At 66.8% G+C, this 24,533-nt stretch carries 26 protein-coding genes; 5 read left to right on the top strand and 21 right to left on the bottom strand.

Annotated features, from left to right (window positions below; translation table 11 throughout):
* Positions 1 to 7: 7 nt before the first annotated feature.
* From WG921_RS03065 to WG921_RS03055, 3 genes are read right to left on the bottom strand one after another with little or no spacing between them, the layout of a single operon-like run.
* The gene (locus tag WG921_RS03065; protein WP_340107731.1) at positions 8 to 1,699 is read right to left on the bottom strand and encodes a cbb3-type cytochrome c oxidase subunit I; all 1,692 of its coding nucleotides are present in this window, start codon (positions 1,697 to 1,699) and stop codon (positions 8 to 10) included.
* Complete coding sequence (locus WG921_RS03060; protein ID WP_340107730.1) at positions 1,696 to 2,664, bottom strand: cytochrome c; 969 nt, start codon at positions 2,662 to 2,664, stop codon at positions 1,696 to 1,698. Before WG921_RS03060 ends, WG921_RS03065 begins: the two co-directional genes overlap by 4 nt.
* A complete protein-coding gene (locus WG921_RS03055) occupies positions 2,661 to 2,984 on the bottom strand; it encodes a hypothetical protein (RefSeq protein ID WP_340107729.1) in 324 nt (107 codons plus the stop codon). Before WG921_RS03055 ends, WG921_RS03060 begins: the two co-directional genes overlap by 4 nt.
* Positions 2,985 to 3,235: 251 nt before the next feature.
* Between WG921_RS03055 and WG921_RS03050 the strand changes: the two genes are divergently transcribed.
* Together WG921_RS03050 and WG921_RS03045 are read left to right on the top strand one after the other, a co-directional pair.
* Positions 3,236 to 3,565 (top strand): DUF6522 family protein, encoded by a 330-nt coding sequence (locus tag WG921_RS03050; protein ID WP_340107728.1) that lies wholly within the window; start codon positions 3,236 to 3,238, stop codon positions 3,563 to 3,565.
* Positions 3,566 to 3,593: 28 nt separating this feature from the next.
* Positions 3,594 to 3,743 carry a hypothetical protein gene (locus WG921_RS03045; RefSeq protein ID WP_340107727.1) on the top strand — a complete coding sequence of 50 codons (150 nt, stop codon included), beginning with the start codon at positions 3,594 to 3,596 and terminating at the stop codon, positions 3,741 to 3,743.
* Positions 3,744 to 3,815: 72 nt separating this feature from the next.
* Here the strand turns inward: WG921_RS03045 and WG921_RS03040 are convergent, their stop codons facing one another.
* The 16 genes from WG921_RS03040 to WG921_RS02965 form a co-directional block, all read right to left on the bottom strand.
* Positions 3,816 to 4,076, bottom strand: a complete 261-nt coding sequence (locus WG921_RS03040) for a DUF2249 domain-containing protein (protein ID WP_340107726.1) — start codon at positions 4,074 to 4,076, stop codon at positions 3,816 to 3,818.
* Positions 4,077 to 4,236: 160 nt separating this feature from the next.
* Complete coding sequence (locus WG921_RS03035; protein WP_340107725.1) at positions 4,237 to 5,025, bottom strand: ABC transporter ATP-binding protein; 789 nt, start codon at positions 5,023 to 5,025, stop codon at positions 4,237 to 4,239.
* A 2-nt stretch (positions 5,026 to 5,027) separates the two neighbouring features.
* Positions 5,028 to 6,275 (bottom strand): ABC transporter substrate-binding protein, encoded by a 1,248-nt coding sequence (locus WG921_RS03030; RefSeq protein WP_340107724.1) that lies wholly within the window; start codon positions 6,273 to 6,275, stop codon positions 5,028 to 5,030.
* Positions 6,276 to 6,315: 40 nt separating this feature from the next.
* Entirely contained in the window at positions 6,316 to 7,389 is a 1,074-nt protein-coding gene (locus WG921_RS03025; protein WP_340107723.1) for a branched-chain amino acid ABC transporter permease, read from the bottom strand.
* A gap of 3 nt (positions 7,390 to 7,392) precedes the next feature.
* Positions 7,393 to 8,271: a branched-chain amino acid ABC transporter permease gene (locus tag WG921_RS03020; protein ID WP_340107722.1), complete on the bottom strand. Its 879-nt coding sequence runs from the start codon at positions 8,269 to 8,271 to the stop codon at positions 7,393 to 7,395.
* A 1-nt stretch (position 8,272) separates the two neighbouring features.
* A complete protein-coding gene (locus WG921_RS03015; protein WP_340107721.1) occupies positions 8,273 to 10,237 on the bottom strand; it encodes an AMP-dependent synthetase/ligase in 1,965 nt (654 codons plus the stop codon).
* Positions 10,227 to 11,012, bottom strand: a complete 786-nt coding sequence (locus WG921_RS03010; protein WP_340107720.1) for an ABC transporter ATP-binding protein — start codon at positions 11,010 to 11,012, stop codon at positions 10,227 to 10,229. The genes WG921_RS03015 and WG921_RS03010 overlap by 11 nt, the downstream gene beginning before the upstream one ends.
* A 240-nt stretch (positions 11,013 to 11,252) precedes the next feature.
* On the bottom strand, positions 11,253 to 12,515 hold the full coding sequence (locus tag WG921_RS03005) for a multidrug effflux MFS transporter (protein ID WP_340107719.1): 1,263 nt from the start codon (positions 12,513 to 12,515) through the stop codon (positions 11,253 to 11,255).
* 239 nt (positions 12,516 to 12,754) lie between these two features.
* Positions 12,755 to 13,465, bottom strand: coding sequence for a ribonuclease activity regulator RraA (locus WG921_RS03000; RefSeq protein ID WP_340108003.1), 711 nt, complete (start codon positions 13,463 to 13,465; stop codon positions 12,755 to 12,757).
* 10 nt (positions 13,466 to 13,475) lie between these two features.
* Entirely contained in the window at positions 13,476 to 15,209 is a 1,734-nt protein-coding gene (gene araD / locus WG921_RS02995) for an L-arabinonate dehydratase (RefSeq protein ID WP_340107718.1), read from the bottom strand.
* Between the two features lie 41 nt (positions 15,210 to 15,250).
* Positions 15,251 to 16,195 (bottom strand): DUF1932 domain-containing protein, encoded by a 945-nt coding sequence (locus tag WG921_RS02990; RefSeq protein WP_340107717.1) that lies wholly within the window; start codon positions 16,193 to 16,195, stop codon positions 15,251 to 15,253.
* Entirely contained in the window at positions 16,176 to 16,412 is a 237-nt protein-coding gene (locus WG921_RS02985) for a hypothetical protein (protein WP_340107716.1), read from the bottom strand. The genes WG921_RS02990 and WG921_RS02985 overlap by 20 nt, the downstream gene beginning before the upstream one ends.
* Positions 16,409 to 18,424: a TRAP transporter permease gene (locus tag WG921_RS02980; RefSeq protein WP_340107715.1), complete on the bottom strand. Its 2,016-nt coding sequence runs from the start codon at positions 18,422 to 18,424 to the stop codon at positions 16,409 to 16,411. The genes WG921_RS02985 and WG921_RS02980 overlap by 4 nt, the downstream gene beginning before the upstream one ends.
* Positions 18,425 to 18,517: 93 nt before the next feature.
* Positions 18,518 to 19,477 (bottom strand): TAXI family TRAP transporter solute-binding subunit, encoded by a 960-nt coding sequence (locus tag WG921_RS02975; RefSeq protein WP_340107714.1) that lies wholly within the window; start codon positions 19,475 to 19,477, stop codon positions 18,518 to 18,520.
* Positions 19,478 to 20,073: 596 nt separating this feature from the next.
* The gene (locus WG921_RS02970) at positions 20,074 to 20,949 is read right to left on the bottom strand and encodes a 3-hydroxybutyryl-CoA dehydrogenase (RefSeq protein ID WP_340107713.1); all 876 of its coding nucleotides are present in this window, start codon (positions 20,947 to 20,949) and stop codon (positions 20,074 to 20,076) included.
* Between the two features lie 112 nt (positions 20,950 to 21,061).
* On the bottom strand, positions 21,062 to 21,472 hold the full coding sequence (locus tag WG921_RS02965) for a DUF1330 domain-containing protein (RefSeq protein WP_340107712.1): 411 nt from the start codon (positions 21,470 to 21,472) through the stop codon (positions 21,062 to 21,064).
* A gap of 120 nt (positions 21,473 to 21,592) precedes the next feature.
* On the opposite strand from WG921_RS02965, the gene WG921_RS02960 reads away from it, so the two are divergent.
* The 3 genes from WG921_RS02960 to WG921_RS02950 all read left to right on the top strand — a co-directional run bounded on the left by WG921_RS02960 (position 21,593) and on the right by WG921_RS02950 (position 22,694).
* Positions 21,593 to 22,051, top strand: a complete 459-nt coding sequence (locus WG921_RS02960) for an RrF2 family transcriptional regulator (RefSeq protein ID WP_340107711.1) — start codon at positions 21,593 to 21,595, stop codon at positions 22,049 to 22,051.
* Between the two features lie 62 nt (positions 22,052 to 22,113).
* Positions 22,114 to 22,278, top strand: a complete 165-nt coding sequence (locus tag WG921_RS02955; protein ID WP_340107710.1) for a hypothetical protein — start codon at positions 22,114 to 22,116, stop codon at positions 22,276 to 22,278.
* Between the two features lie 23 nt (positions 22,279 to 22,301).
* A complete protein-coding gene (locus WG921_RS02950; RefSeq protein ID WP_340107709.1) occupies positions 22,302 to 22,694 on the top strand; it encodes a group III truncated hemoglobin in 393 nt (130 codons plus the stop codon).
* A 73-nt stretch (positions 22,695 to 22,767) separates the two neighbouring features.
* Here the strand turns inward: WG921_RS02950 and WG921_RS02945 are convergent, their stop codons facing one another.
* Both WG921_RS02945 and WG921_RS02940 read right to left on the bottom strand, forming a co-directional pair.
* Entirely contained in the window at positions 22,768 to 23,697 is a 930-nt protein-coding gene (locus WG921_RS02945) for an electron transfer flavoprotein subunit alpha/FixB family protein (RefSeq protein WP_340107708.1), read from the bottom strand.
* Positions 23,697 to 24,458 carry an electron transfer flavoprotein subunit beta/FixA family protein gene (locus WG921_RS02940; RefSeq protein ID WP_340107707.1) on the bottom strand — a complete coding sequence of 254 codons (762 nt, stop codon included), beginning with the start codon at positions 24,456 to 24,458 and terminating at the stop codon, positions 23,697 to 23,699. Before WG921_RS02940 ends, WG921_RS02945 begins: the two co-directional genes overlap by 1 nt.
* Between the last annotated feature and the right edge of the window lie 75 nt (positions 24,459 to 24,533).

Here is a 24,533-nt window from a genome sequence, read left to right as displayed (position 1 = left end):
GCCCCCCCTACTCCGCCGGCTCCATGGCGGGCGCTTTCCCTCCAGCCGCGGCCACGGGCGCGACGCCCCGCGCGTTGAGCGAACTCAGGAAGCGCGAGACGAAGAGCAGCGTCACCAGGAACAATCCGGAATACCCCACCCCGCCCAGGAGATAGGGCAGACCCGGGCCGCCGGCGCGCACGCTGGAGAGGTTGAAGCTGAGCAGGCCCATCGTGATGATCCCGCCGAAGACCCACATCCCGAGCAGCCAGAGCCCGGCCTCCCAGCCGGTCAGCAATCGCCGGAAGCCGGCGGCGCGCAGCGGGGCCGGGTCCGCCTGCGGCCGCGGGATGGCCGCGCGAAAACCGATGGTGAAGAGGTCATAGACGAGAAGGAGGACGCCGGCGGCGAAGATCAGGCCGAAGATCGGCGTCAGCAGCTTGAAGATCCGCATCGCGGACGAGACATCGCCGCCGAACCAGTCGAGGCCGAGCGCGCGGTAGACGAAGACCTGGACCGTGCCGCCGATCGCGAAGGCGAAGGCGAGCCCCAGCATCCCCGCGAACACCAGCCAGAAGGCCAGGAGCCCGGGGCGCTGATCGAAATCCCGGGCGCCGCGCATCAGCGGAACCGCATAATAGGCTGCGGAGAGGCCCAGCATTCCGAACGTGCCGAAGAGCGCCAGATGCGCGTGGCTCAGCGTCACCCAGGTGCCGTGCGACCAGACATTGGTCAGCGCGAAGGTCATGCTGAAGCCGAGGATTCCGGCGCCCACCTGCTCCAGCACCACCGAGCCCAGAAGAAAGGCGAAGGCCGGCTTGTTGGAGATCGGTTTGCGGTCATGATGGGCGTCGAGATAGATATGCCAGAAGCAGAAGATCAGCGGCAACGGCTCCAGGGCGCTGAAAAGCGAGCCCCAGAATTGCCAGAACTCCGGCGTGCCCACCCAGAAATAATGGTGCGCGTTGCCAAGAAGGCCCGAGAGCCAGACCAGCGTGATCCCCCAGAAGACCGCGTAGCCGACCTCCTTGACGGTCGCGTTGAACATCAGCACCACCAGAAAGCCGACGAGGCTGATATGGATGACCTCCCAGACCCCCTCGACCCAGTAGTGCACGACATACCAGCGGAAATACTCCTGAAGATCGAGCCGCTCGATGAAGAAGAGCCCGAACACCCAGACCGCCGTCAGCGCCACGACGCCAAGCCCCAGCCCCCAGTGAATCTCATTCCATTGCGAGACCGGCGGGAAGGTGCGCAGGACGACGTAGCAGAGGATCCCGAACCCGATCAGGATCACGAGATCGGCGACGCGCCCCGCCTCCAGATACTCCAGCCCCTCCTGCAGCATGGGCTGGCCCATCCACCAGCCGGCGACGCCGTCCTGCGCGAGATACTGGGTCATGACGTTCCAGATCACGACGGCGACCAGCGCGTAGAACAGGATCTTTATCAGCCAGGGCGCCGCCAGCTCGCGCTTGGAGAGCAGCGGCCCGATGAACAGGATCGTGCCGATGAAGCCGGCGAGGATCCAGAGGATGCCGAGATTGGTGTGCTCGGCCCGCGCCACGTTGAAATTGAGCACGCCCGAAAGCAGCATCGGGTCGATGTGCTGCGCCGCCAGAAGCAGGCCGAATCCGGTCTGGACCGCGAACAGGATCAGCATCACCAGGAAGAAACGCAGGCTCAGCCGTTGGGTCTGATATTCGATCCGGATCATTGGTCCTCTCCCCCGAGGCTGCGGATATAGGCGACGATGGCGACGATCTCGTCATCGCTCAGAATGTCGGCGTAGGGCGGCATGACGTCCGCATCGAACCCGGCGGCGACCTGCGCGTTGGGATCGGTGATGGCCGTGGTCAGATAGGCGTCGTCGACATGGGCGTTCGAGCCGTCGGCGAGCGTCACGTCCTCGCCATAGAGCCCGCCCCAGCCGGGACCGACCACGACGTCGCCGGTCGGCGCGTGACAGGCTGTGCAGCCATTGTCCTCGACCAGCGCGGCGCCGAGCGCGGCCGGATCGGCCGGCGCCGCCGGCGCCGGGCCGGGAGACGGCGCCGCGGCGGCCTGAACGGCGGCGGCGGGCGCCTTGATCGCCTGGCGGAACGTCAGCCCGTCGACGCGCGGCGCCGGCGGCCAGCCCTCGGTGTCCATCATCGACGTGTATTTGAGAAAGGCGATGACGTCGCCGATCTCGTCGCGGCTGAAGGGCAGGTTCGGCATGATCGTCTTGTGGCCGGCGCGCCGCTCGATCCGTTCGGCGGCGGCGGGATACTTCGCGAGATAGGCTTCGATCTCGTCGACGCCGGCCTCCTCCGCGACCTCCGATTTCTGCAATTGCACCTGAACGGCGGCGCGCGTGGGCCAGGCGCCGGCCGAAGGCAGGAACGCCTCGAGCCAGGCCGGGCCGACCTTGGCGTAGACCTGCGTCAGGTCCGGCCCGAGATACGCGCCGTTGCCGACGATCGTATGACAACCCATGCAGTTATAGGCCTGAAAGACCCGCTTGCCAGAGACCGCGTCGGACCCCGCGTATTCGACCTGATCCGGGATCGCCTGAACGCGCGACCCGAGAAAGGACATCAGCGACAGCGCGATGAAGATCAGCGCCATCACCCCGAGCATGCCGATCGCCAGCCGCCGCTTCTTGCCCTCTTCGCAGGGCTCGCCCGGGCGGCAGCTCATGGCCGGCCCCCGTCGCCGTCGGCCTCGGCCAATCTGGCGCGCTCGATGGCGTCATGCTCGAAAAGCGTCCCGAGCACGCCGAGGAAGACGTGGAACACATAGATCGCCAGCAGGAACCCGACGACGAAATAGAGCATCCACATGGGCTTCGATTCCGGCCAGTAGCTGAAGTCGCGCCAATAGGGCCAGGACAGGAAAAAACTCACGGCGCTGGCGACGACCGCCACCGCAAGCCGGATGATCCATCGCGCCTTCGAAGGTGAAATTCCCCCGCCCGGGCCGGACGGGGGCGCGCCTCTCTGTTCATTCGAACGATCCATCACCATCTTTCTCCTCGCGCGATGGTCGAAATTTCGACCTCGCCACATATACGGTATTTGCAATACGCATTTCCGTCCCCATATTACGCATTGTCAATACTGATTATGAATGGAGCGACCATGCGTCTCGCCGCCGTCACCGACTTTCGCGCCCCGGCGCCGGATGGCCGGCGCGGAGGGCGCGCCGCTTTCAACCGGCGGGAGCGCCGCGGAGCGCCCCTTTCACCCACCCCGGGACAGGAGGACATCCGATGATCAGGATCGAAATCTCAAACGACAGGAACACGGTCGACACGGCCGCCGTCGCCGAGGCGTTCGGGATCACCCCGGCCGAGCTCGAACAGCGCATGCGCCTTGGCTCGATCAGCAGCTGGTTCGAGCGTGGGGAAGGCGGTTTCCATGAAAGGAAGCGGCTGATCTTCTTCTCCGCGGATCGGGGAACGCGCGTCGCCGTCGACGCGGACGGGACCATCCTCGCATCCGCCGACGCCGGCTCAAGAGGGTCGCCGCGCCACATCCCGTCCACGGGCGGCGCGCCCGCAGAAATTGGAGGAGATGAAAATGTTGGAGCCCTGGCGTGAGGCTCGCGCGAGCCCGCAGGACGGAGGCGTGGCTGAAGCGGCCCGGAAGGCCCGTCTCGACGCGCTTCTCGACGAGGCGTTGAGCGCCACCTTCCCCGCCAGCGACCCGGTCGCCGTCAGTCTCTCGGATATGTCGGCGCGCGCCGCCGGCGCCGATGCGAAGCCGGCTGCGAGGTGACGCGTATCCGCCGATCCCGGGGCCTCGCGCAACGGCGCGATGGCCAGGGGATCGGCGGCGGCCGCGCCGAAATCAGGCGGCGCTTGCGACCTTCCTGATCTCGATGCGCCAGTTCGCAGGCCCCTGCTCGAGATAGGTCCACGAGAACTCTTCAGGATACATGGCGTCGAGCTGCGCGTGGAGCGGTCTCGGATCATGCGTGTTCACCAGAATGAACGCCGCGCCCGGCTCCAGCGCGTCGGCGATCTCGAAAATGCGCGCATGGCGCTCGAATGGCGCCAGGCTCTGCGCATCGACAACCTGCATCGTCGACGCCTCTCCCGATGTCGTCATTGGAAACTCTCCCTCGGTCGCATGAGAAAATGCATCCGCGGGGCGGTTGCGACACCGAACCGCCGCCGACGAAACCGCCCGGGCGCGCCGCAGCGGCCCGGAACCGGCGCCGCCTTTCTTCAGGTCATATTCGGTATTGTCAATACCTATTAATGGCGCGTCAGCTGAGCCATCTCTTGCGGCGCCGGTAATGGCGGACGGCGTGGTAATCCACCCGCCCCGCGCCGCCGAGATAGAATTCCTGCACGTCGGGATTTTCCTTCAGCGTCTCGGCCGGGCCGCTCATCACCACCTGGCCGTTTTCGATCAGATAGGCGGCGTCGACGATATCCAGCGTCGCCGCCGCGTTCTGCTCGACCAGGAGGACGCCAAGCCCGTCCCTCCGGTTGATCTCGCGGATGATGGCGAAGATGTCACGCACCAGGATCGGCGAAAGCCCGAGGCTGGGCTCGTCCAGCATGATCAGCTTCGGCTGCGTCATCAGCGCCCGCCCGATCGCCAGCATCTGTTGCTCGCCGCCGGAAAGATAGCCCGCTTTGGAGCGGCCGCGCTCGCGAAGGCGCGGGAAATACTCATAGACCCGGTCGCGGATCTCGTCGAAGCGCCCGCCGCCGCCGCCATGCCAGGCCGCGATCAGGTTCTCGTCCGGCGTCAGATGCCCGAAGACCCGGCGCCCCTCCAGCACATGCACGATGCCGCGCGCCACCCGTTGCGGCGCGCCCATCCGCAGGAGATCATCCTCCCCGAAGCGGACCGATCCGCGCGTGACCAGCCCGCGCTCCGGGCCCAGAAGGCCGCTCACCGCCTTCAGCGTGGTGCTCTTGCCCGCGCCGTTGGCGCCGAGGAGGGCGACCATGCCGCCCTCCTCAACCTCAAGCGAGACGCCCTTGATGGCAAGGAAGACCTTGTCATAGATAACCTCGACATTCTCGAGCGTCAGTTTCGGCATGCTCAGTCGCCTTTCTTGTAGGCCGCCGCGCCTTCCGCGATCTCCTTCCAGACCACGTCCTGATAGGCGGCGCCCCATTCGGACACCGGCTCCCAGGCCTCGCCGTTCCAGCGCGAGACGCGGCCCGCGCCGCCGCCCTGGTGATCCGCGGGCGTGATCGTGATCTTCGGCATCAGCCCTTCGGCGTCGAAGTCCTTGATCTGCTCGAACCCGGCCTTGAGCTTGGTCCCGTCGAGCGGGGCCCCCTCGGATTTCAGCGCCAGCCGCGCCGCCTCGACCGACACAGCCATCGAGGCCACGCCGATATTGTAGTAAGAGGAGCCGACATTGGCCTTGTCGCCCGCGCCGTTGCCGGGCTCCACCACCTTTTCAAGAATGCGCTGGATGATCGCCGGTTCGGTCCCGCTCGAGACCGCCTCGAACCGCTTGACGCCGGTCATCACGTCCACGCCCACGTTCCGCGCGTCCGTTCCCGCCAGCCAGACGACCGAGAGGATATTCTCCGGGTCGATGCCGTTGCGGATCGCCTCGCGCACGGAGACCGACTGGCCGCCGCCCGCGCCCCAGATCAGCACCGCGTCGGGCTTGTACCGGCGCACCTCGGACCAGGTCGCGCTCTGCTCGTTGCCCGGGCTGGCGTAGGGGAACGCCTGCAGCTCGAAGCCCTCCTGGCTGGCCAGCTCGGTCAGCACCGGCAGCGGCTCCTTGCCGAAGGGGCTGTCGATATGGACGAGCGCGATCTTCTTGCCTTCGAGCCCGCCATTGTCCTTCAGATAGTTGATGAGGACCGTCGACTGGCTCCAATACGTCGCCATCATCGGAAAGACGTAAGGGAACACCTCCCCGTCGCTGGCGTCGCCCCGGCCGTGGAGCGCGGTGATCAGCACCACCTTGTCCTTCATCACCTGATCGACCAGCGCCCGCGACACCGGCGTCGAAAAGAAATCGAACAGGATCGCGCCGTCCGCGCGGGCGCGGTTATAGGCCTCGATCCCGCGCTGCGGCTGGTTGCCGTGGTCGCGCACGATCGCCTCGACCATGTGGCCCTCCACCCCGCCCTCGGCGTTGACCAGAGCCAGATAGTCCTGCTGCCCCTGATTGTATTCGCCCGAGACGAAGGTGTAGACGGCGGTGAAATCCTGCAGCAGCCCGAACTTGATCGGCGCGTCCTGCGCGGCGGCCGCCCCCGCGCCAAGGCCCGCGGCGAGCGTCGCCGCCGCCAGCTGCGCTGTTCTGCGTTTCCAGTTCATGAGTCTTTTCCTCCCGTTATGAATGCCCCCGAAGAGGGCGTCAGCTCCTGGAATGGCGAAACGGCCAGACCAGAAAATACTTCCGAATGTTGTCATGGATCTTGGCGAGGCCCAGCGGCTCGAAGAGCAGGAAGCCGATGATCATCGCGCCGTAGATGATGAGCGGCAGATGCGCCATCAGGTTCTGCGACACGTCCAGGATCCCCGCCGCGCCCAGCATCGCCACGAAATTGGTCAGCACGATCGGCGCCAGCAGCACGAATCCCGCGCCGAGAAACGCGCCGATCACGCTGCCGAGCCCGCCGACCAGCACCATCGCCACCAGCTGGATCGAGACGTTGAAGCTGAACTGCTCCGGCGTCACCGCCCGGTAGTAGCAGAAGGCGAGCAGCGCCCCGGTCACGCCCCCCATGAACGACGCGGTGAGGAACGCCAGCAGCTTGTAGCGGAACGGGTCCACCCCGATCACGGCGGCGGCGAAATCCTTGTCGCGGATGGCGATCAGCGCGCGCCCGAAACTGGTGCGCCGCACATTGAGGAAGAAGACCGTGAGCAGCACCGCCCAGGCCAGCGCCAGATAATAGCGCGCCTCGAGCCCGGCCACCGGAAGCCCGAAAAACGACACCGCCGGGGTGCGGAGCGTCGCCTGCGCGCCGCCCGAGATCGCCGGCACGTTGATGATCACCCAATCCACCAGATACTGCATCGCCAGCGTCGCCATCACCAGATAGAGCCCCTTCACCCGCAGCGCCGCGAAGCCGAACCCCGCGCCGATCACCGCCGCCGACAGGCCGCCGCCCAGCAGCGCCAGCTCGAACGGCAGGCCCGCGCGGGTGAGGTGGATGGCGCTGTAGGCGCCGATCGCCATGACCGCCGCGAAGCCGAAATGAAGCTGCCCCGCCAGCCCCATCAGCAGCGTCAGCGAAAGCGCCGCCGCGCTCCAGATCATCCAGGGCAGGAGATAGCTGCCGAGATAGAGCGGCGAGAGAAAGAGCGGCGCCGCCAGCGCCAGAACCAGCAGGCCGATCACCTGCCAGCGGTCCGCGGGCAAGGGCCAGAGCGCGCGCGCGCTCTGGTAGCGGGTGTGGTGGACGCCGGAGAGGCGATAGAACATGGCTCAGATCCTCTCGATGTCTTCGCGGCCGAAAATGCCGTAGGGCCGGACCAGAATGGTCAGCAGGATGATGAGCGACGTGACCACCTCGCGCGTGCTGCCGCCGACGGCCGAGTCGAGATAGCCGGGAATCACGCTGCCGAGGATGCCGACCAGCAGCCCGCCGACCAGCACGCCCGGGATCGAATCGAGCCCGCCGAGGATCACCACGGCGACGGCGGGAAAGAGGAGGCTGGAGAGGGTCCAGTCCACGCCCTGCACCGACCCCCAGAGCACCCCGGCCCCGACCGCCGCGATCCCCGCGACTCCCCAGCTGAGGCCGATGATATGCTCGACGCTCAGGCCCACCGCCCAGCTCGCCACATGATCGTCGGAGACCGCGCGCATCTTGGTGCCGAGCCGCGTGCGGAAGAACGCCAGCGACAGGCCGATCAGCGCCAGCGCCAGCACGCCGCCCCAGAGATAGGCGCGGTTCACGAACACGTCTCCGATGATGACCGGCGCGAGGCCGACGCCGATGCTGAGCGGCTTCGGCGCCGCGCCGAGAACGCCAGGCGCCAGCCCGCGCAGCAGGATCTCGAGGCCGAGCGTCAGCATCACGACCATGATGATCGGCTGCCCGACCATCCGGCGCAGCAGCACCCGCTCGACCAGAAGGCCGAAGCCGAACATCGCGACGCAGCCGATCAGCACCGCCGCCCAGAGCGGCGCGCCCATCGCCGCGACAAACCAGACCGCATAGGCCGCCAGCATCACCAGCGCGCCCTGCGCCAGATTGGCCACGCCCGAGGATTTGAAGATCAGCACGAAGCCGAGCGCGACGAGCGAATACATCAGCCCGACCAGCGCCCCATTGGCCAGAAGTTCAAGGAAATACCACATGTCAGGCCCCTCCCTTCCCCGGCTGAAGCGTGGCGATGGCGAGCGTGCGCGTCATCGTCCCCTGCTGGCCGGTCTCGTAGGTGATCTGCGCCTCGAAATCGGCGCTGTCGCGGCCATCGTAGAGCGCGGCGATGATCGGCGCGTAGGTCTTGTCGATCACGCTCCGGCGCAGCTTGCGGGTGCGCGTCACCTCGCCGTCGTCCGGGTCGAACTCCTTGTGAAGATTGACGAAGCGCCGGATGCGCGGCCCGTCGGGGAGCTGCGCGTTGACCGCCTCGATCTCGGCCTCGATCATCTTCACCACCTCCGGCGCCTGCGCGAGATCCGCGTAGGAGGCGTAGGCCACGGCGTTCTCCTGCGCCCATTGCCCCACGGCGGCGAAGTCGATGCAGACGATCGCCGAGAGAAAATCCCGCCCCGCGCCGATCACGCACGCGTCGCGGATATATGGCGAGAATTTCAACCGGTTCTCGATATAGGTCGGAATGAAGCGCTCGCCCCGCGCCGTCTCGATCATTTCCGAGACGCGGCCCAGCACCATGAGCTGCCCGTCCTCGACCCAGCGCCCGGCGTCCCCGGTCAGGAGCCAGCCGTCGCGGAAGGCCTCGGCCGTCGCCGCGTCGTTGCGGAAATAGCCGTCGAACACATTGTCGCCCTTCAGCAGGATCTCCCCATCCTCGTCGATCCTGACCTCGGTTCCCGGAAACGGATGGCCGACGCTGGTCAGGCTGATGTCGTCGGGGCGCTGCGCGACCGCGAGCCCACAATTCTCGGTCTGGCCGTAGAACTGCCGGAGGTTGAGCCCCAGCGCCCGGAAGAACAGGAACACATCCTCGCCGATCGCCTCGCCGGCGGTGTAGGGCCGCCGGACCCGGCGGAGCCCCAACTGGTCGCGGAGCGGCGCATAGATCAGCGCCTCGCCCACAAGCCGCCAGAGCCGCGCGCCGAGGCTCGGCTTCCGGCCCCCCAGCCGCCGCCGCTCCAGCTCGATGGCGAAGGGCATGAAATGCTCGTAAAGCGCGCGTTTCAGGCCGCGCGTCTCCGCGATCCCGACCTGGATCCGCGTCAACATCGACGACCAGGCCCGCGGCGAGGCGAAATAGAGCGTGGGCGCGATCTCGCGGAGATCATGCTGCGCCGTCTCCTGGCGCTCCGGCACGTGAACGACGAACCGCAATTCGAGCGCGGCGGCGATGGAGAAGATGAAATCCCCCACCCAGGCCATCGGCAGATAGGCCATATGCGCCTCGCCTTGCGCGAAATATCCCGCGGCTGAGGCGTTCCGCACCGCCGCCAGCACATGCCCGTGCTTGAGCGGGATGCCCTTCGGCGCGCCGGTGGTGCCCGACGAATGCAGGAGCGCGGCGACGTCATGCGCGCACGCCCTCCCCTTCAGGTCCTCGGCCAGCCCCGGCTCCGCCGCCAGCCGGGCGCGGCCCCGCGCGGCGAGATCGGTCAGCGCGACGACGCCCTCATCCTCCATGCCGCCGAGCCCGCGCGGGTCGTCATAGGCGATGAGCGCGAGATCGGGATGATCGCTCCGGAGCGGCAGGAGCTTGTCCACCTGCTCCTGATCCTCGACGAGGGCGGCGCGGATGCCCTCGCGCCGCATCTGGCCGAGGATCTCGGTCTGCGGCGCATCCGGATAGGCCGGCGACGGGATCGCGCGGAGGCAGATCGCCGCCAGCATGGCGATGTAGAGCTGCGGGCGGTTGTCGCCCACCACCAGCACCACCTCGCCCGGCCCGACGCCCGCCGTCTCCAGCCCGGCGGCCATGTCCAGCACCCGGGTCAGATACTCCGCCCACGTCACCTCGTTCCAGATGCCGTGGTCGCGCTCGCGCATCGCGACCTCGCGCGGATGCATCGACGCGTTCCGGGCCAGCGCCGCGATCAGATGGTCGTCCGCCTTCCAGTTCGGATGCAGATGCGCCTCGTCCGGCATCGGCGCGCCATCAGGCCGCATCGCGCTTGCCCCCGATATAAGCCTCCACCACCACCGGATCGGCGATCGCCTCCGCCGGCGGGCCCATGGCGATGGTCTCGCCATTGTTCAGCACGAGAATCCGGCTGCAGATCGCCGTGACCACGTCCATGTGATGCTCGATGATGACGACGGTCACGCCCAGCTGCTCATGCGCGTCGAGGATGAAGCGGACCATGTACTCCTTCTCCTCCTGGTTCATGCCGGCCATCGGCTCGTCCAGCACCAGAAGGCGCGGCTCCGCGCTCAGCGCGCGGGCCAGCTCGACCCGCTTCTGAAGCCCGAGCGGGATCACGTCCACATGCTCGTCGCGCACGCTTTCGAGTTGCAGCAGGTCGATCACCTCCTCGACCTGCTTGCGGTGCGCGACCTCCTCGCGCCCCGCCCACCACGGATAGAACAGCGAGGCGAGCGGATTGGGCTGCATGTAGATGTGGCGGCCCATCAGGATGTTGTCGAGCACGCTCATGCCCCGAAAGAGCGCGACGTTCTGAAAGGTGCGGGCGATGCCGGATTTCGCGATCCGGAACGGCTTGACGCCGGTGATGTCCCGGCCTTCGAAGCGGATCCGGCCCTCTTGCGGCGGGTAAAACCCCGTCACCGCGTTGACCAGCGTCGTCTTGCCCGAGCCGTTTGGCCCGACCAGCCCGAAAATCTCGCCTTTGGCGACGCTCACCGACACGTTCTGCAAGGCGCGCACGCCGCCGAATCTTCGGCTGACATTGTCGCATTCCAGTATCAACGCGCCGGTCGACATATGCGTTCCTCCCCAGAAACATTCGCGATGGCGCGGTCGGGACGTCACCGCCGCCAGTCACCGTAACAATAACATTTTATTTGGTAAATGGCCCACCAACCTTTGACTCCTTTGCCCGCGACCCACAAGTCGCCAGTAAAGCCGAGTCTTCAAGCGTTGGATTAAGGTGGGCCGCATGGCGCCGGCGCGCGCTTGTCTCATGAAGCGCCGCGTCACGCCGAGGTCAGCGCCCCGCGCGGGTCACCTGCGCGGGGCCTCGGCCTCCCGGCCCGCGGAATAATGCGGCTCGAACAGGCGCCCGCGCTCCGCGATGGCGACCAGCATGAGCGAGCAGAGAGAGAGGATGAAGAACCCGGCGAACAGCGGGATGATCGTGCCGTCATAGGCGTAGCCGATGATCGCGCCGATGAACCCGCCCCCCAGCGTCTGCCCGAAGCCGAGCACCGAGGACGCGGTGCCCGCCACATGCCCGAGCGGGTCCATCGCCAGCGCGTTGAAATTCGTGCCGATGAAGCCGAAGAGGCAGAAGGTCGGCGTGATCAGCACGTAGAACAGCCAGAACGGCGTCGCGCCCCCCGCCATCCACGCAAGCGCGAGATGAAACCCGCTGAGCAGGCAGAACCCGATCAGCGCGCCGTGCGCGAGCCGCCGCATGCCGAACCGCCCCACCAGCCGCGAATTCAGGAAGCTCGCGGCCGACATCAGCACCGCGACTCCCGAAAAATAGAGCGTGAACTCCGGGCCGATGCCGTAGACCTCGGTGTAGAGCTGCTCGGCCTGGTTGATGAAGGCGAACAGAACCCCGAAGATCGTCGCCGTGGCGGCGGTGTAGCCGAATGCGACGCGGTTCGACAGCACGAGCCTGAACGCCATGGCCGTGTGCCGCACGGTCAGCGGGCGCCGGTCCTCCGGGTGCAGCGTCTCGGGCAGGCGCAGCGCCGACCAGACCAGCACCGCGACGCCAAAGAGCGCGACGACGAAGGAGATCTCCCGCCAGGTTCCGAACAGCATGATCAACTGCCCGATATTGGGCGCGATCACGGGGATGGCCATGAAGATCATCATCACCAGCGACATGACGCTGGCCATCCGGCGGCCGCCGAAACAGTCCCGCACGACGGTGACGGCGATGACGCGCGTCGCCGCCGCGCCGACGCCCTGAACCGCGCGAAGAGCGAGAAGAGCGCCGAAGGTCGGCGAAAACACGGCGGCGAGCGCCCCCAGGGCGTAAAGCCCGAGGCCGAAGAACAGCACCGGCCGGCGGCCGAAGCGGTCCGCGAGGGGGCCGTAGATCAACTGCGCCGCGCCAAAGCCGGCGAGGTAGCTGGTGATCACGAACTGGCGCTGATTCTCCGCGTCGACGCCGAGCGCCTCGCCAATGTTCTGAAGCGCCGGGATGAAGATGTCGATCGCCGCCGCGTTGAGCGCCATGAGGCTGGCGACCAGGGTGATCAGCTCCCACCGGGGAAGCCCCCTCGTCTCAGCGCGGCTGACGTCCGACATGACAACCCTCTCCAAAAGAAGCGAGTCCATAGGCGAGGCCGGAGCCGGGCGCAATGCGCCGGGCCTCGCGCGCCGCCGCCAGGCCAGCCCATTCGGACGGGGCCGAATGCACCGGCGCCCGCGCCGCCCGCCCGCGCAAGCCGCCGATTTTCAACGAGGCGTCACCGCGCGCTCCGCCGGCGCCCGCGTTCCGTCTTCAATTCCTCCTTCAACTCTTCGAAGGGGCGAGGTGGGCCGAGTCAGCGGCGCCTCTCCCGGCGCCAGGCCTCGAATTTCCGGAGATTCTCCTCCTTCGTCGCCGGGTAGAGGCCGACGATCGTCGCGCCGGCCTTGACCTGCTCGACCACGAAATCCTCATAGGCGGTCATCTCCACCGCCTCCGCCGCGACTTCGTCGGCGAGATGGGCGGGGATGACGATCACGCTGTCATCGTCTCCGACGAGCACGTCGCCGGGGAAGACCGCGACATCGCCGCACCCGATCGGCCCGTTGATCTCGATCGCCTCGTTGATGGTGAGATTGGTCGGGCTGGAGGGGCGATTGTGATAGGCGGGGATCTCCAGCTCGCCGATCCGCATCGCGTCCCGAAACCCGCCATCGGTGACGACGCCGGCGCCGCCGCGCATCATCAGCCGCGTGATCAGGATATCCCCGGCCGAGGCGGCGCGCGGATCCTTCCGGCCGTCCATCACCAGAACCGCGCCCTCCGGGCAGGTCTCGATCGCCTTGCGCTGCGGATGGTCGGGGTTGCGGAACTCGGCCAGCGTGTTCCGGTCCTCCCGCGCGGGAATATAGCGGAGCGTGAAGGCGGGGCCGACCATGTTGCGCCCCTTCGCCGCCACCGGCCGCACGTCCTGAATCACCTGATTGCGCAGCCCCCGCTTGAACAGCGCGGTGGCGAGCGTGGCGACGGACACGCCCATCAGTTTCTCTTTCGTCTCCGGGTTCATCGCACTCATCTCAGAAAATCTCCGGCTCGGGCGTCTCGGCGCCATATTCGGTCAACAGAAAATCGAAGTCGCAGCCCTTGTCCGCCTGCTCCACATGCTTGCTGAACACCAGGCCGTAGCCGCGCTGGTAGCGGGGCTCCGGCGGCGTCCATTCGGCGCGGCGGCGCGCCAGCTCCTCATCGCTCACCCGCATGTTGAGCGTGCGGTTCGGGACGTCGAGATCGATGATATCGCCATCCTTCAGGAGCGCGAGCGGCCCGCCGATGAACGCCTCCGGCGCCGCATGAAGGACGCAGGCGCCGAAGGCGGTGCCGGACATCCGCGCATCCGAAATGCGCACCATGTCGCGCATGCCCCGCTTCAGGAGCGCCTTCGGCATCGGCATCATGCCCCATTCCGGCATCCCCGGCCCGCCCTGCGGCCCGGCGTTTCGGAGCACCAGAACCGTGTCCGGCGACATCGGATGGTTCTCGTCGTCGACGATCTTTTTCAGTTCGGGATAGCTGTTCGCGATCAGCGCCGGCCCGGAATGGACATGGAGCGCCGGGTCGCAGGCGGCCGGCTTGATCACCGAGCCGTCCGGCGCGAGATTGCCGCGAAGCACCGCGAGCGAGCCTTCATGATAGACCGGGTTCGACAGCGGCCGGATCACGTCGTCATTATAGACCTCCGCCCCCTCCAGCCCTTCGCCGAGGGTTCGGCCGGTGACGGTGATCGCGCCGAGATCCAGCTTGTCGCCAAGCTGCTTCATCAATCCGCGCAGCCCGCCCGCGTAGAAGAAATCCTCCATCAGATATTTGTCGCCCGATGGGCGGATATTGGCGATCACCGGCGTCTCCCGGCTGGCCCGGTCGAAATCGTCGAGGCCGATCGGCGCCCCGGCCCGGCGCGACATGGCGATCAGGTGGATCAGCGCGTTGGTGGAGCATCCGGTCGCCATCGCCACGGTCAGCGCGTTGCCGATGGCGGCGGGGGTGACGATCTTCTCCGGGGTGAGATCCTCCCAGACCATCTCGACCGCGCGCCGCCCGACCGCGGCGCTCATCCGTTGGTGATTGGCGTCGGCGGCGGGGATCGAGCTCGCGCCCGGCAGGGTGAGGCCCAGCCCCTCCGCGATCGCGGTCATGGTCGAGGCCGTGCCCATGGTCATGCAATGGCCGTAGGAGCGCGCGATGCCGCCCTCGATCCCGGTCCATTGCTCCTTGGTGATGGTCCCGGCGCGCCGCTCGTCCCAGTATTTAAGCCCGTCGGTTCCCGAGCCGAAAATCTTTCCGGCGTAATTGCCGCGCAGCATCGGCCCCGCCGGCAGATAGATGAACGGCAGCCCCATGGAGAGCGCGCCCATGATCAGCGCCGGCGTGGTCTTGTCGCAGCCGCCCATCAGCACTGCGCCATCGACCGGATGGGAGCGCAGGAGCTCCTCCGCCTCCATCGCCAGCATGTTGCGATAAAGCATCGTCGTCGGCTTCACGAAGCTTTCGGAGAGCGAGAGCGCCGGCAGCTCCATCGGGAAGCCGCCCGCCTGCAGCACCCCCCGCTTCACCCATTCGACGCGATCCTTGAAATGCATGTGGCAGGGCTGCGCATCCGACCAGGTGTTGATGATCGCGATGACCGGCTTGCCCTCCCAGTCCTCGGGGGCGTAGCCCATCTGCATCGCGCGCGAGCGATGCCCCGAGCCGCGGAAATCATCCGGCGTGAACCAGCGGGCGCTGCGGAACTCGGCGTAGGTCTTCTTGCTCATCTCTCGGTCCAATCCTCGTTGTCGTCGGCGCCGTCGCCGCGCTAGCCGTCCTCGCGCTCGGCGCGGAGATCCGCAAGGATGATCCGCGCCGTCTCCAGCGCGCTCCGCGCCGGGTCGAGCGTGCGGCGCGTCTCCGCGCCAAGCGAAGAGCGGTCCAGAATCTCATAGAGCCGCGCGGCGCCCTCATGCAACTCGCCCGGCAGGCCGCGAGAGGCGAAGCTTTGCGAAATTTCGCGCATTTCCGGCGCCCAGCGGCCCGCATCGGCGTGAAGACGGGGCCCGCCCGTCTCCAGCCGCCGGGAAAGCCCGCTCTGGCTCGCGGAGAGTTCCGCCATGAACGGCTCAGCGAGATCGAAGCCTTCCGCCGTCAGGAGCGCCGCCATCAGGATGGCGTTCACGCCCTTGGTGACGCCGCCATAGCACATCTTGATCGCGGACGCGGCGCCCGGCCGAACGCCAAGCGGGCGGATCTCGAAGGCCACGCCGTCGAGATGCGCCAGCGCCGGACAGGGCGGCCCGGAGATATAGAGCCGGGGCCGGCGCCCGCCATGCGGCGGCATGCCGATGATCCCGCCGTCGACAAACGCCTCCGCGTCGAAGAGCGCGCCGATGCCGACGAGGTGATCCGGCGAGATCGCGTTGCATTCGACGAAGGGCGGGCGCGCGCCGGTCCGGCGCATCGAGGCCGCCGCCGCCTCGGCGAGCGGGAGCGCCGCCGCGGGCGGCGCGATGGAGAGAAAGAGGTCGCACCCGGCGACCAGCTCGTCCAGATCGGCGCAGGCGGTCATCCCCGCCTCCGCCGCCCGTTCGCGGCTTTCCGCGCTCCGCCCGGCGAGAACCGTCAGCGCCGTCCCGCCCGCGCGGACATACGCGGCCGCGACCGCGGCGCCCATCTCGCCCGGCGCCGGCGCTCCGATCACCGGAAGCCCGCTTTTCTGCGTCATCGAAGCAGCGGCTTCTCCGGCGTCATGCGTCGTCGTCTTCATCTTCGTCTTCCTCGATCGGATCGCGCGTCACTCTTTCATCCGCGCCGCTGGTCCAGATCACCAGCGCGAGCGCGACGGCCGAGACCGCTGTAAGCCCGATGACGAAGAGATTGAAATCGGTGACGTGAAGACGCGCGAGCCCCGCGCCCCATCCGAGTCCCGCCAGCACGGCGACGATCAGCCAGTGGGCCGGCTTGCCGAGAAAGATATCCCTCATCGCGCCGCTCCTTCCCGCGCCAGCCGCCGCGACGACAGGAGCCTCGGCCCGATGCAGATCGCGGCCAGCCCCACGCCCGCCAGCGCCGCCCACCAGCCCGAGACGCCAAACAGCGTCAGGACCGGCGGATAGAGAAGAAGCCCCGCGGCGACGAGCACGCCGATCCGCCGCCCGATATGGAGCCGCCCCTCGAACCAGCCCTCGAGCCCCATGGTCAGGATCCAGAGCCCGCCGAGCGCGAGGACGGAGGAAACGGCGGTCAGCCAGAGCGGGCCGACGAAGAGCAGCGACGGATTATAGACGAAGATCAGCGGCGCGATGTATTTCGCGATGCCGACGCGCGTCGCCTCCACCGCCGTCGCCATTGGCGGCGTCTTGGCGATCGCGGCCCCGGCGAAGGCCGCCAGCGCGACCGGCGGCGTGATCGCGGAGACGACGCCGAAATAGAAGGCGAACATATGCGCCGCGATCGGCTCGATCCCCATCCGGATCAGCGCCGGCACGATCAGCGCGGCGACGGTGATGTAGACCGCGGTCGTGGTGATGCCCATCCCAAGGATGATCGAGGCGACGCCGGTCAGCGCGAGGAGGATGAGCAGGTTGCCGTCCGCGAGCACGATCGCCGACTGGGTGAATTTCAGCCCCAGCCCGGAGACGAAGACCGAGCCGATGATCAACCCGGCGCAGGCGCAGGCGATCGAGACCGCGATCGAGGAGCGCACGCCCGCCTCGAGCGCCGCGAGAAGATCGACCGGGCTCATCCGCGTCGCGGGGTTGATGAAACTCAGCCCGACGAGCGCGACGAGACCGTAGAACGCCGATTTCATCGGCGTGAACCCGTAGAGCAGGAACGCGATCAGGATCACCAGCGCGATGAGAAGATGCCATCCGCGCCGCAGAACTTCGCGGGTCTTGGGCAGCATTTCGCGCGGGATCGAGCCGATCCCGTCCTTTTCCGCCTCCAGGTGCACCATGAAATAGACCGTCGCGAAATAGAGCACGGCGGGGATGATCGCGGCGATGATGATCGTGGTGTAGGGCACGGCCAGAAACTCGGCCATGATGAACGCCGCCGCGCCCATGATCGGCGGGGTGATCTGCCCGCCGGAAGAGGCGCAGGCCTCCACCGCCGCGGCGAATTTCCCCCGATAGCCGACCTTCTTCATCAGCGGAATCGTGAAGGAGCCGGTGGTGACGACATTGGCGACGGCGGAGCCCGACACCGTGCCCATCAGCGCGCTCGCCACCGTCGCCGCCTTGGCCGGGCCGCCGATCTTGTGCCCGGTCAGCGATATGGCGAGATCGATGAAGAACCGCCCCGCGCCCGAGCGGATCAGCACCGCCCCGAAGATGATGAAGAGGATGATGTAGGTGGCCGCGACGTGAAGCGGGATCCCGAAAATGCCGTCCGAACTCATGAAGAGAACGTCGACGAACTTGCTCCAGCTCACCGGCGGCCCGTAGAAGAACCCGAAGAAATAGTCGGCGAAAAGCGTGTGGATCATGAAGATCCCGGTGATGATCACCATCGCCCAGCCGACCGCGCGGCGCGTCCCCTCGAACACCAGGAAGATCAGGACCCCGCCCATCAGAAGATCGCCCGGATCCTTGTCGCCCATGCGCATCTGGAAGGCGCTGACATCCGAGATCGTCCAGATCTGCACCGCCAGCACCAGTGCGACCAGAAGCAGGTCGATCCCGAGACCGAGCGCGCGCAGACCGTTCCTGGGGTCGCCCGGAATGATCACCGGATCGCGCATGGTCTTGCGGAAAAGCGGGTTCATCAGCACGGCGAGCGACAGCATCACCGTCAGATGGGTGGAGCGGAAAGACCGGCCCTCCGGCGCGCCGAAGACGGCGGCGTAGAGATGAAAGACCGCCAGCGCGAGGCTGATCGCGGCGCAGAAGAACAGCAGCGCGTTGACGAGATTGAGGCGTCGATCGAGGAGAAGCCGCTCCAGAAATCCGAGTTCCGGCTTCTCGTGATAGGTAATCTGGTTCGCTTCGCTCATCGCCATCCCGGTTTATCGCGGTCTCGCGCCGCTTGAAGTCGGGGCCGGGCGCCGATGGGGCGCCCGGCCCGCGGTTCTGCAGGCCCGGCGGGCTCAGCCGCCGACGCCAAGCTCGTCATAGCAGCGCTGCGCGCCGGGATGGACCGGGATCGCGGCGCCGTTGAGCGCGGTTTCGAGCTTCACTGCGTTCCAGGTGCCCTTCACCTCCGCGAGCGCGGCGTGATTCGCCCAGAGCGACTTGCACATCTCGTAGGCGATCTCGTCGGGCACGTCCTTGTTGATGACGAGCACCGCCGCCGCGCCGAGCGTGTGGATGTCCTCCTTGATGCTCTCATAGACGCCGGCCGGCATGACGCCGGTGATGAAGCCCGGATTGACGTCGATGATCTTCTGAAGGTCATCCTGGGGGATGCCGATGAAGCGGATGCCGGGGCTTTGCTCAAGCTCGATGAACGACGCCTGCGGCATCGAGGTCACCGCCATGTAGACGTCGATATGCCCGTCCTTCATCAGCGCCACGGATTCGGTGTAGCTCGCGTGGCTGACCGTGCCGCCGTTCGCCTTCACGTCGTCGAAGCCGAAGCCGTAATATTTGAGGATCGACTCCGCGAACGCGGTGCCGGTGAATCCGGCCTGACCGGGGCTGATATTCTTGTCCTTCATGTCCGGATAGGAGTGAATATCGCTGTCGGCGGGCACCGCGGTCTGGAAGAAGGAGGGGTAGAGCGTGGCGAAGTGACGAATATTGTCATATTTCTTGTTGAAGGTTCCCACGCCGTTATACCCGTTCGCGGCGGTGTGCGCGTAGGACCAGCCGAGCTCGGCGTCGCCGTCGCTGACCGCCTTCACGTTTCCGACGCCGCCGCCAGAGGTGTTCGACGTCGCGATCCCGTCAACATCCTCCTGAAATAGCTGCATAATCTTGGCGCCGAGCGGATACCATGATCCCCCCGCCGGGCCGCTCAGCATGCGGACGAACTGATCCGCGTGAACCGGAGCCGCGCTCAGCGCGAGCGCCGCCGCCGGCGCCAGAAGGCCTAGAAATAAACGCATCATCTTCTCCCTTGATCTTCTTATACCTCGCCAACTTGTCCGCTAGCGGCGCGCATGTCTAGACGGCCTCGCTCATTTCTGATCCGCGGGCGCCGATGGTCGAGACCCGGCTTCGGCCCGCCGCGCGGGCGCCGTCCGCCCCGATCCGCGGCTCATATCGGTGATTTCGGGGCCATCCGGCCGCGCGCCGGCGCGCCGGACGGGCGTTCGGCGGGATGGGCCGCCTCGCCTTCGGGCGCTTTTTTCGCGCCGGGCGCGAGTGTCGCAGGGGCGATCCGCCCCGCTCCCGTCAGATGAACGCCCCCCCGTGTCCGCCGGCCGGCGGATGATCGGCGAGGCTGCGGCTTGAATGGCGGACGGCGGTGAAGGGCGCGGCCGTCAGGCGCCGTTCGTCAGCGCCTCTTCCCTGCGGGCGGCGCCGGCGGCCCTTGTGTTTGAAATCCCGCTCATGGACGCGGATGCTCTTCCCGGCCGGCTTCAGAGTTCCAGCCGGCACGGTCGCCCTTGGGGAGTTCCGCCATTGCGCGCCCCCCCTTTCAATCAGGAGACGGGCGCCCGGCGGGGCGGCGCCCGCCCCGCGGGGGAAGAAGGCGCGTTCAGCGCGTCGGCGTCGGCTTGTCGCCGCGATAGTCGTAGAAGCCGCGATTGGTCTTCCGGCCGAGCCATCCCGCCTCCACATATTTGGTCAGCAGCGGGCAGGGCCGGTATTTCGTATCCGCCAAGCCTTCGTGCAGCACATTCATGATCGCGAGGCAGATATCCAGGCCGATGAAATCGGCGAGCGTCAGCGGCCCCATCGGGTGATTGGCGCCGAGCTTCAACGAAAGATCGATGCTCTCCACCGTGCCGACGCCTTCATAGAGCGTATAGATCGCCTCGTTGATCATCGGCATCAGAATGCGGTTGACGATGAAGGCGGGGAAATCCTCCGAGGTCGCGTAGGTCTTGCCCAGCCTGTCGACCACGCCTTTCAGCGTCTCGAAGGTCTGCTCGTCCGTCGCGATGCCGCGAATCAGCTCCACGAGCTGCATCAGCGGCACGGGGTTCATGAAATGAACGCCCATGAATCGCTCCGGCCGGTCGGTGCCGGAGGCGAGCCGGGTGATGGAGATCGACGACGTGTTGGTGGCGAGGATCGTCTCCGGCTTCAGGTCGGGCAGCAGCGCGGAGAAGATCCCCCGCTTCACCTCCTCCTTCTCGGTGGCGGCCTCGATCACGAGGTCGGTCCGCGCGACATCCGCCAGAGCCGCGGTCGGCGTGATCCGCGCCAGCGCCGCCTTCCGGTCCACATCCTCGATCAGCCCCCGGCCCACCTGCCGGCCGAGATTCTCTTCGATCCGCTTGATGGCCTCCTTCACGCGCTCGGCGTCGATATCGTTCAGACGAACCTCGAACCCGGCCAAGGCGAAAACATGAGCGATGCCGTTGCCCATCTGCCCGGCCCCGATCACGCCAACCGTCTTGATCGTCATCTCAATCCCCTAAGCGGGCGCATCGCTCGCATATTCCATGTTGCGTTGCGATAAAGCCTATGCGCCCGCGCGATTTTCGGCAAGAGGGCGCATGCTCCGGACACCTCCGCCATCAGCCGAAACCGCCGCCCGCCGCGAGGTCGCTCATCGCGATCAGACGGCTATCCGCGACAGCGGCCTGCCGATGATGGACGATCGCCTGATAGCCCGGATCCGTGACCATCTCGAGGAAGGCGCCCAATGTCGGATAGCGGGCGATGAAGGCGATGTCCCAGGCCTCGTCCGCCGGCCCGATCAGCACCGTCTCCGGCGCGCCGCGCCATGTGATCTCACCGCCGACGCGGGCCAGAATCGGGCCGCTTTCCCGGCCGTAGGCCGCATAGGCCTCCCGTCCGGTCGCGTCTCGCCCGTCGGAATACGCCGCCTTTTCGCGCAGCTTCACGAGGTTCAGCATGTTCACCGGCTGATCGCGCGGCAGCGCCTTGAACGCCTCGAATTGCTGGCGGGTGGGGTCGACATTCATGGGCGGCTCCTTTTCGAATCCGGGGACTTCCATTCCCTTGGGCGCGGAGGCTAAACTTTCCGTCGCCAAATTCCACCTCCCTGCGATTGCGTCAGGCGCGAAAAAGGCCAGAATGCGCGGATGCAGGTCTCAAAATTTTCAGATTACGCGCTGCGACTCCTTCTGCATCTCGCGCAGGCGGACGGCGCGAAGCGCACGACGCGCGAAATCGCGGCGCAGCAACGGATTTCCTTCAACCATCTCGCCAAGGTCTCTCAATGGCTCGCCGCCGAGGCCTATATCACGACGTCGCGCGGGCGCGGCGGCGGCATGGTGCTGGCGATGGACCCGGCGGAGATTTCGCTCGGCGCGCTGCTCCGAAAATCCGAGGAGGGCTCGGCCCTTCTGGAATGCATGCGGCCCGACGGCGGAAATTGCCCGCTTACGGCCGCATGCGGCCTCTCGCCGATCCTCGCCGAGGCGCAGGAGGCGTTCTTTCGGCATCTCGACAAGGTCTCGCTGCAGGACGCGATCGAGCGGCGGCGCGGCGTCGGCGCTCTGATTGAGGGGCTGGAGAGCGAACATCGCCTGCGGCAATAATACGACTTCCATTTGCCTATTTGATGCGTAGATAATGCGTCCGAGCTTTAATGGAGGACGTCATGGGTTTCCTGAGACTCCTGCTCGGAATCGTCCTGTGGCCAGGAAACAGATTCTGCGCGATGGTCGGGCAAGACGTGCGCGAAGACAGCGGCATGCTCCGCGGCTTCATCAACAACCTTTTCTGGGGAGCCGTGATCGTGGCGACGCTGGCGATACTTCTTTGACGGCGGTCCCGGACAAGGACGGCATGACCCGGGCCGATATCCGGCGCCTGATCGAGCCGTTTTACAAACGTGTCCGCGCCAATCCCCGGCTCGGGCCGATCTTCGAGGGCCGGATCGGCGTCACCGACGAGGAATGGGCGGAGCATCTCGCGACGATCGAGGCGTTCTGGTCCAATGTGATGCTTCGCGAACGCGCCTATCAGGGCAACCCGATGGCGGTCCATCTCTCGGTTCCCGAGATTCGGGGCGAGGATTTCGAGATCTGGCTCGACCTGTTCGAGGAGACCGCGAAAGAGGTGCTGCCGGAGGCGAAGGCCGCCGCCTTCACGATTCTGTCGCGGCGAATCGGCGCCAGCCTCAGGATGGGGGTCGAGCAGGCCCGGGGCGGCGCCGTTCCGCGCCTGCGGCGCGCCTGAGCTCCGAACAGATCCGAATAAGAAAAGCCGCCCCCGGATCAGGGGCGGCTTTCCATCGTCCGTCGCGCCCAGCTCAGCCGAGCGCCTCCTCCAGTTCCGGGATCGCCTTGAAGAGATCGGCGACGAGGCCGTAATCGGCCACCTGGAAGATCGGCGCCTCCTCGTCCTTGTTGATCGCGACGATCACCTTCGAGTCCTTCATCCCGGCGAGATGCTGGATCGCGCCGGAGATCCCGACCGCGATGTAAAGCTCGGGCGCCACGACCTTGCCGGTCTGTCCGACCTGCCAGTCGTTCGGCGCAAAGCCCGAATCGACCGCCGCGCGCGAGGCGCCGACGGCGGCGCCCAGCTTGTCCGCGACCCGCTCGATGATGGCGAAATTCTCCTTCGAGCCCATGCCGCGCCCGCCGGAGATCACGATCTTCGCCGAGGTCAGCTCGGGCCGGTCGCTCGACGCCATCGAGTCCTCGACCCATTCGGAAAGGCCCGGATTCTCGCCGACGGAGACCGTCTCGACCGCGGCCGAGCCGCCGGTTCCCGCCGCCTCGAAGGCCGAGCTCCGGATCGAGAAGACCTTCTTCGCATCGCCCGACTTCACCGTCTGGACCGCATTTCCGGCGTAGACCGGCCGCTCGAACGTCTCGGCGTCGAGGACGGCGGAGACATCGGAGATCACCATCACGTCGAGCAGCGCCGCGACGCGCGGGAGGATGTTCTTCGCATCGGTCGTCGCCGGCGCGCAGATATGCTCGTACTCGCCGGCGAGAGAGACGATCAGCGCCGCGGTCGGCTCCGCGAGGCGATGGCCGAGAGAAGAATCCTCGGCGACCAGCACCTTGGTCACGCCGTCGATCGTCGCCGCGGCTTCGGCGGCCTTCGCGGCGCTCGCGCCGGCGCAGAGCAGCGTGACCTCGCCGAGCGGCTTCACCGCCGTCACCGCCTTCGCGGTCGCGTCGAGGCCAAGCTCGCCATTGGTGACTTCCGCGAGAAGAAGAACAGCCATCAGAGCACCCCCGCTTCGTTTTTCAGCTTCGAGACCAGTTCGGCCACATCCGCGACCATGACGCCGGCCTTGCGGGCGGCGGGCTCGGTCGTCTTCACGACGGTGAGCCGCGGCGCCACGTCGACGCCGAAATCTTCCGGCGTCTTCGTGTCGAGCGGCTTTTTCTTCGCCTTCATGATGTTCGGGAGCGACGCGTAGCGCGGCTCGTTCAGCCGCAGATCGACGGAGATGATCGCCGGCGTCTTCACCTTGATGGTCTGCAACCCGCCGTCGACTTCGCGCGTCACCGTCGCGCTGTCGCCGTCGAGCTCCACCTTGGAGGCGAAGGTCGCCTGCGACCAGCCGAGAAGCGCCGCGAGCATCTGCCCGGTCGCGTTCATGTCGTTGTCGATCGCCTGTTTCCCGCAGAGCACGAGATCCGGCTTCTCCTCGTCGACCACCGCCTTCAGCAGCTTCGCCACCGCGAGCGGCTCGATATCGGTGTTCACGTCATCGGTCGCGACGATCAGGATCGCCCGGTCGGCGCCCATCGCCAGCGCGGTGCGAAGGGTTTCCTGCGCCTGTTTCACGCCAATGGAGACGGCGACGACCTCCTCGGCCCGCCCCGCTTCGCGCAGCCGGATCGCCTCCTCGACGGCGATCTCGTCGAAAGGGTTCATCGACATCTTGACGTTGGCGAGATCGACTCCGGTGCCGTCCGACTTCACTCGGACTTTCACGTTGTAGTCGATCACGCGTTTAACAGGCACAAGCACCTTCATTGCGCGTCTCTCCATATTGCGGTTCACGGGTCGGCCATGAGAACGGCCGGACGGGCGATTCACTCAGCGGGGTTC

Source organism: Paludibacillus litoralis, assembly GCF_037646705.1.
Classification (GTDB): domain Bacteria; phylum Pseudomonadota; class Alphaproteobacteria; order Rhodobacterales; family Rhodobacteraceae; genus Pikeienuella; species Pikeienuella litoralis.
Note: the sequence above shows the minus strand (reverse complement) of the source record. Positions and strands in the feature narration are given on the sequence as shown.

Excerpts from the sequence above, each read along its gene's own strand:
- WG921_RS02975 (WP_340107714.1), bottom strand. The coding sequence starts at position 19,477 with ATGCGTTTATTTCTAGGCCTTCTGGCGCCGGCGGCGGCGCTCGCGCTG.
- WG921_RS02955 (WP_340107710.1), top strand. The coding sequence starts at position 22,114 with ATGGGTTTCCTGAGACTCCTGCTCGGAATCGTCCTGTGGCCAGGAAAC.
- araD (WP_340107718.1), bottom strand. The coding sequence starts at position 15,209 with ATGAGCAAGAAGACCTACGCCGAGTTCCGCAGCGCCCGCTGGTTCACG.
- WG921_RS03020 (WP_340107722.1), bottom strand. The coding sequence starts at position 8,271 with ATGTGGTATTTCCTTGAACTTCTGGCCAATGGGGCGCTGGTCGGGCTG.
- WG921_RS03060 (WP_340107730.1), bottom strand. The coding sequence starts at position 2,664 with ATGAGCTGCCGCCCGGGCGAGCCCTGCGAAGAGGGCAAGAAGCGGCGG.
- WG921_RS03050 (WP_340107728.1), top strand. The coding sequence starts at position 3,236 with ATGATCAGGATCGAAATCTCAAACGACAGGAACACGGTCGACACGGCC.
- WG921_RS03000 (WP_340108003.1), bottom strand. The coding sequence starts at position 13,465 with ATGAACCCGGAGACGAAAGAGAAACTGATGGGCGTGTCCGTCGCCACG.
- WG921_RS02985 (WP_340107716.1), bottom strand. The coding sequence starts at position 16,412 with ATGAGGGATATCTTTCTCGGCAAGCCGGCCCACTGGCTGATCGTCGCC.
- WG921_RS02990 (WP_340107717.1), bottom strand. The coding sequence starts at position 16,195 with ATGAAGACGACGACGCATGACGCCGGAGAAGCCGCTGCTTCGATGACG.
- WG921_RS03010 (WP_340107720.1), bottom strand. The coding sequence starts at position 11,012 with ATGTCGACCGGCGCGTTGATACTGGAATGCGACAATGTCAGCCGAAGA.
- WG921_RS03040 (WP_340107726.1), bottom strand. The coding sequence starts at position 4,076 with ATGACGACATCGGGAGAGGCGTCGACGATGCAGGTTGTCGATGCGCAG.
- WG921_RS02970 (WP_340107713.1), bottom strand. The coding sequence starts at position 20,949 with ATGACGATCAAGACGGTTGGCGTGATCGGGGCCGGGCAGATGGGCAAC.
- WG921_RS03015 (WP_340107721.1), bottom strand. The coding sequence starts at position 10,237 with ATGCGGCCTGATGGCGCGCCGATGCCGGACGAGGCGCATCTGCATCCG.
- WG921_RS02965 (WP_340107712.1), bottom strand. The coding sequence starts at position 21,472 with ATGAATGTCGACCCCACCCGCCAGCAATTCGAGGCGTTCAAGGCGCTG.
- WG921_RS02945 (WP_340107708.1), bottom strand. The coding sequence starts at position 23,697 with ATGGCTGTTCTTCTTCTCGCGGAAGTCACCAATGGCGAGCTTGGCCTC.
- WG921_RS03005 (WP_340107719.1), bottom strand. The coding sequence starts at position 12,515 with ATGTCGGACGTCAGCCGCGCTGAGACGAGGGGGCTTCCCCGGTGGGAG.
- WG921_RS02960 (WP_340107711.1), top strand. The coding sequence starts at position 21,593 with ATGCAGGTCTCAAAATTTTCAGATTACGCGCTGCGACTCCTTCTGCAT.
- WG921_RS03025 (WP_340107723.1), bottom strand. The coding sequence starts at position 7,389 with ATGTTCTATCGCCTCTCCGGCGTCCACCACACCCGCTACCAGAGCGCG.
- WG921_RS03055 (WP_340107729.1), bottom strand. The coding sequence starts at position 2,984 with ATGGATCGTTCGAATGAACAGAGAGGCGCGCCCCCGTCCGGCCCGGGC.
- WG921_RS03030 (WP_340107724.1), bottom strand. The coding sequence starts at position 6,275 with ATGAACTGGAAACGCAGAACAGCGCAGCTGGCGGCGGCGACGCTCGCC.
- WG921_RS03065 (WP_340107731.1), bottom strand. The coding sequence starts at position 1,699 with ATGATCCGGATCGAATATCAGACCCAACGGCTGAGCCTGCGTTTCTTC.
- WG921_RS02940 (WP_340107707.1), bottom strand. The coding sequence starts at position 24,458 with ATGAAGGTGCTTGTGCCTGTTAAACGCGTGATCGACTACAACGTGAAA.
- WG921_RS02980 (WP_340107715.1), bottom strand. The coding sequence starts at position 18,424 with ATGAGCGAAGCGAACCAGATTACCTATCACGAGAAGCCGGAACTCGGA.
- WG921_RS03035 (WP_340107725.1), bottom strand. The coding sequence starts at position 5,025 with ATGCCGAAACTGACGCTCGAGAATGTCGAGGTTATCTATGACAAGGTC.
- WG921_RS02950 (WP_340107709.1), top strand. The coding sequence starts at position 22,302 with ATGACCCGGGCCGATATCCGGCGCCTGATCGAGCCGTTTTACAAACGT.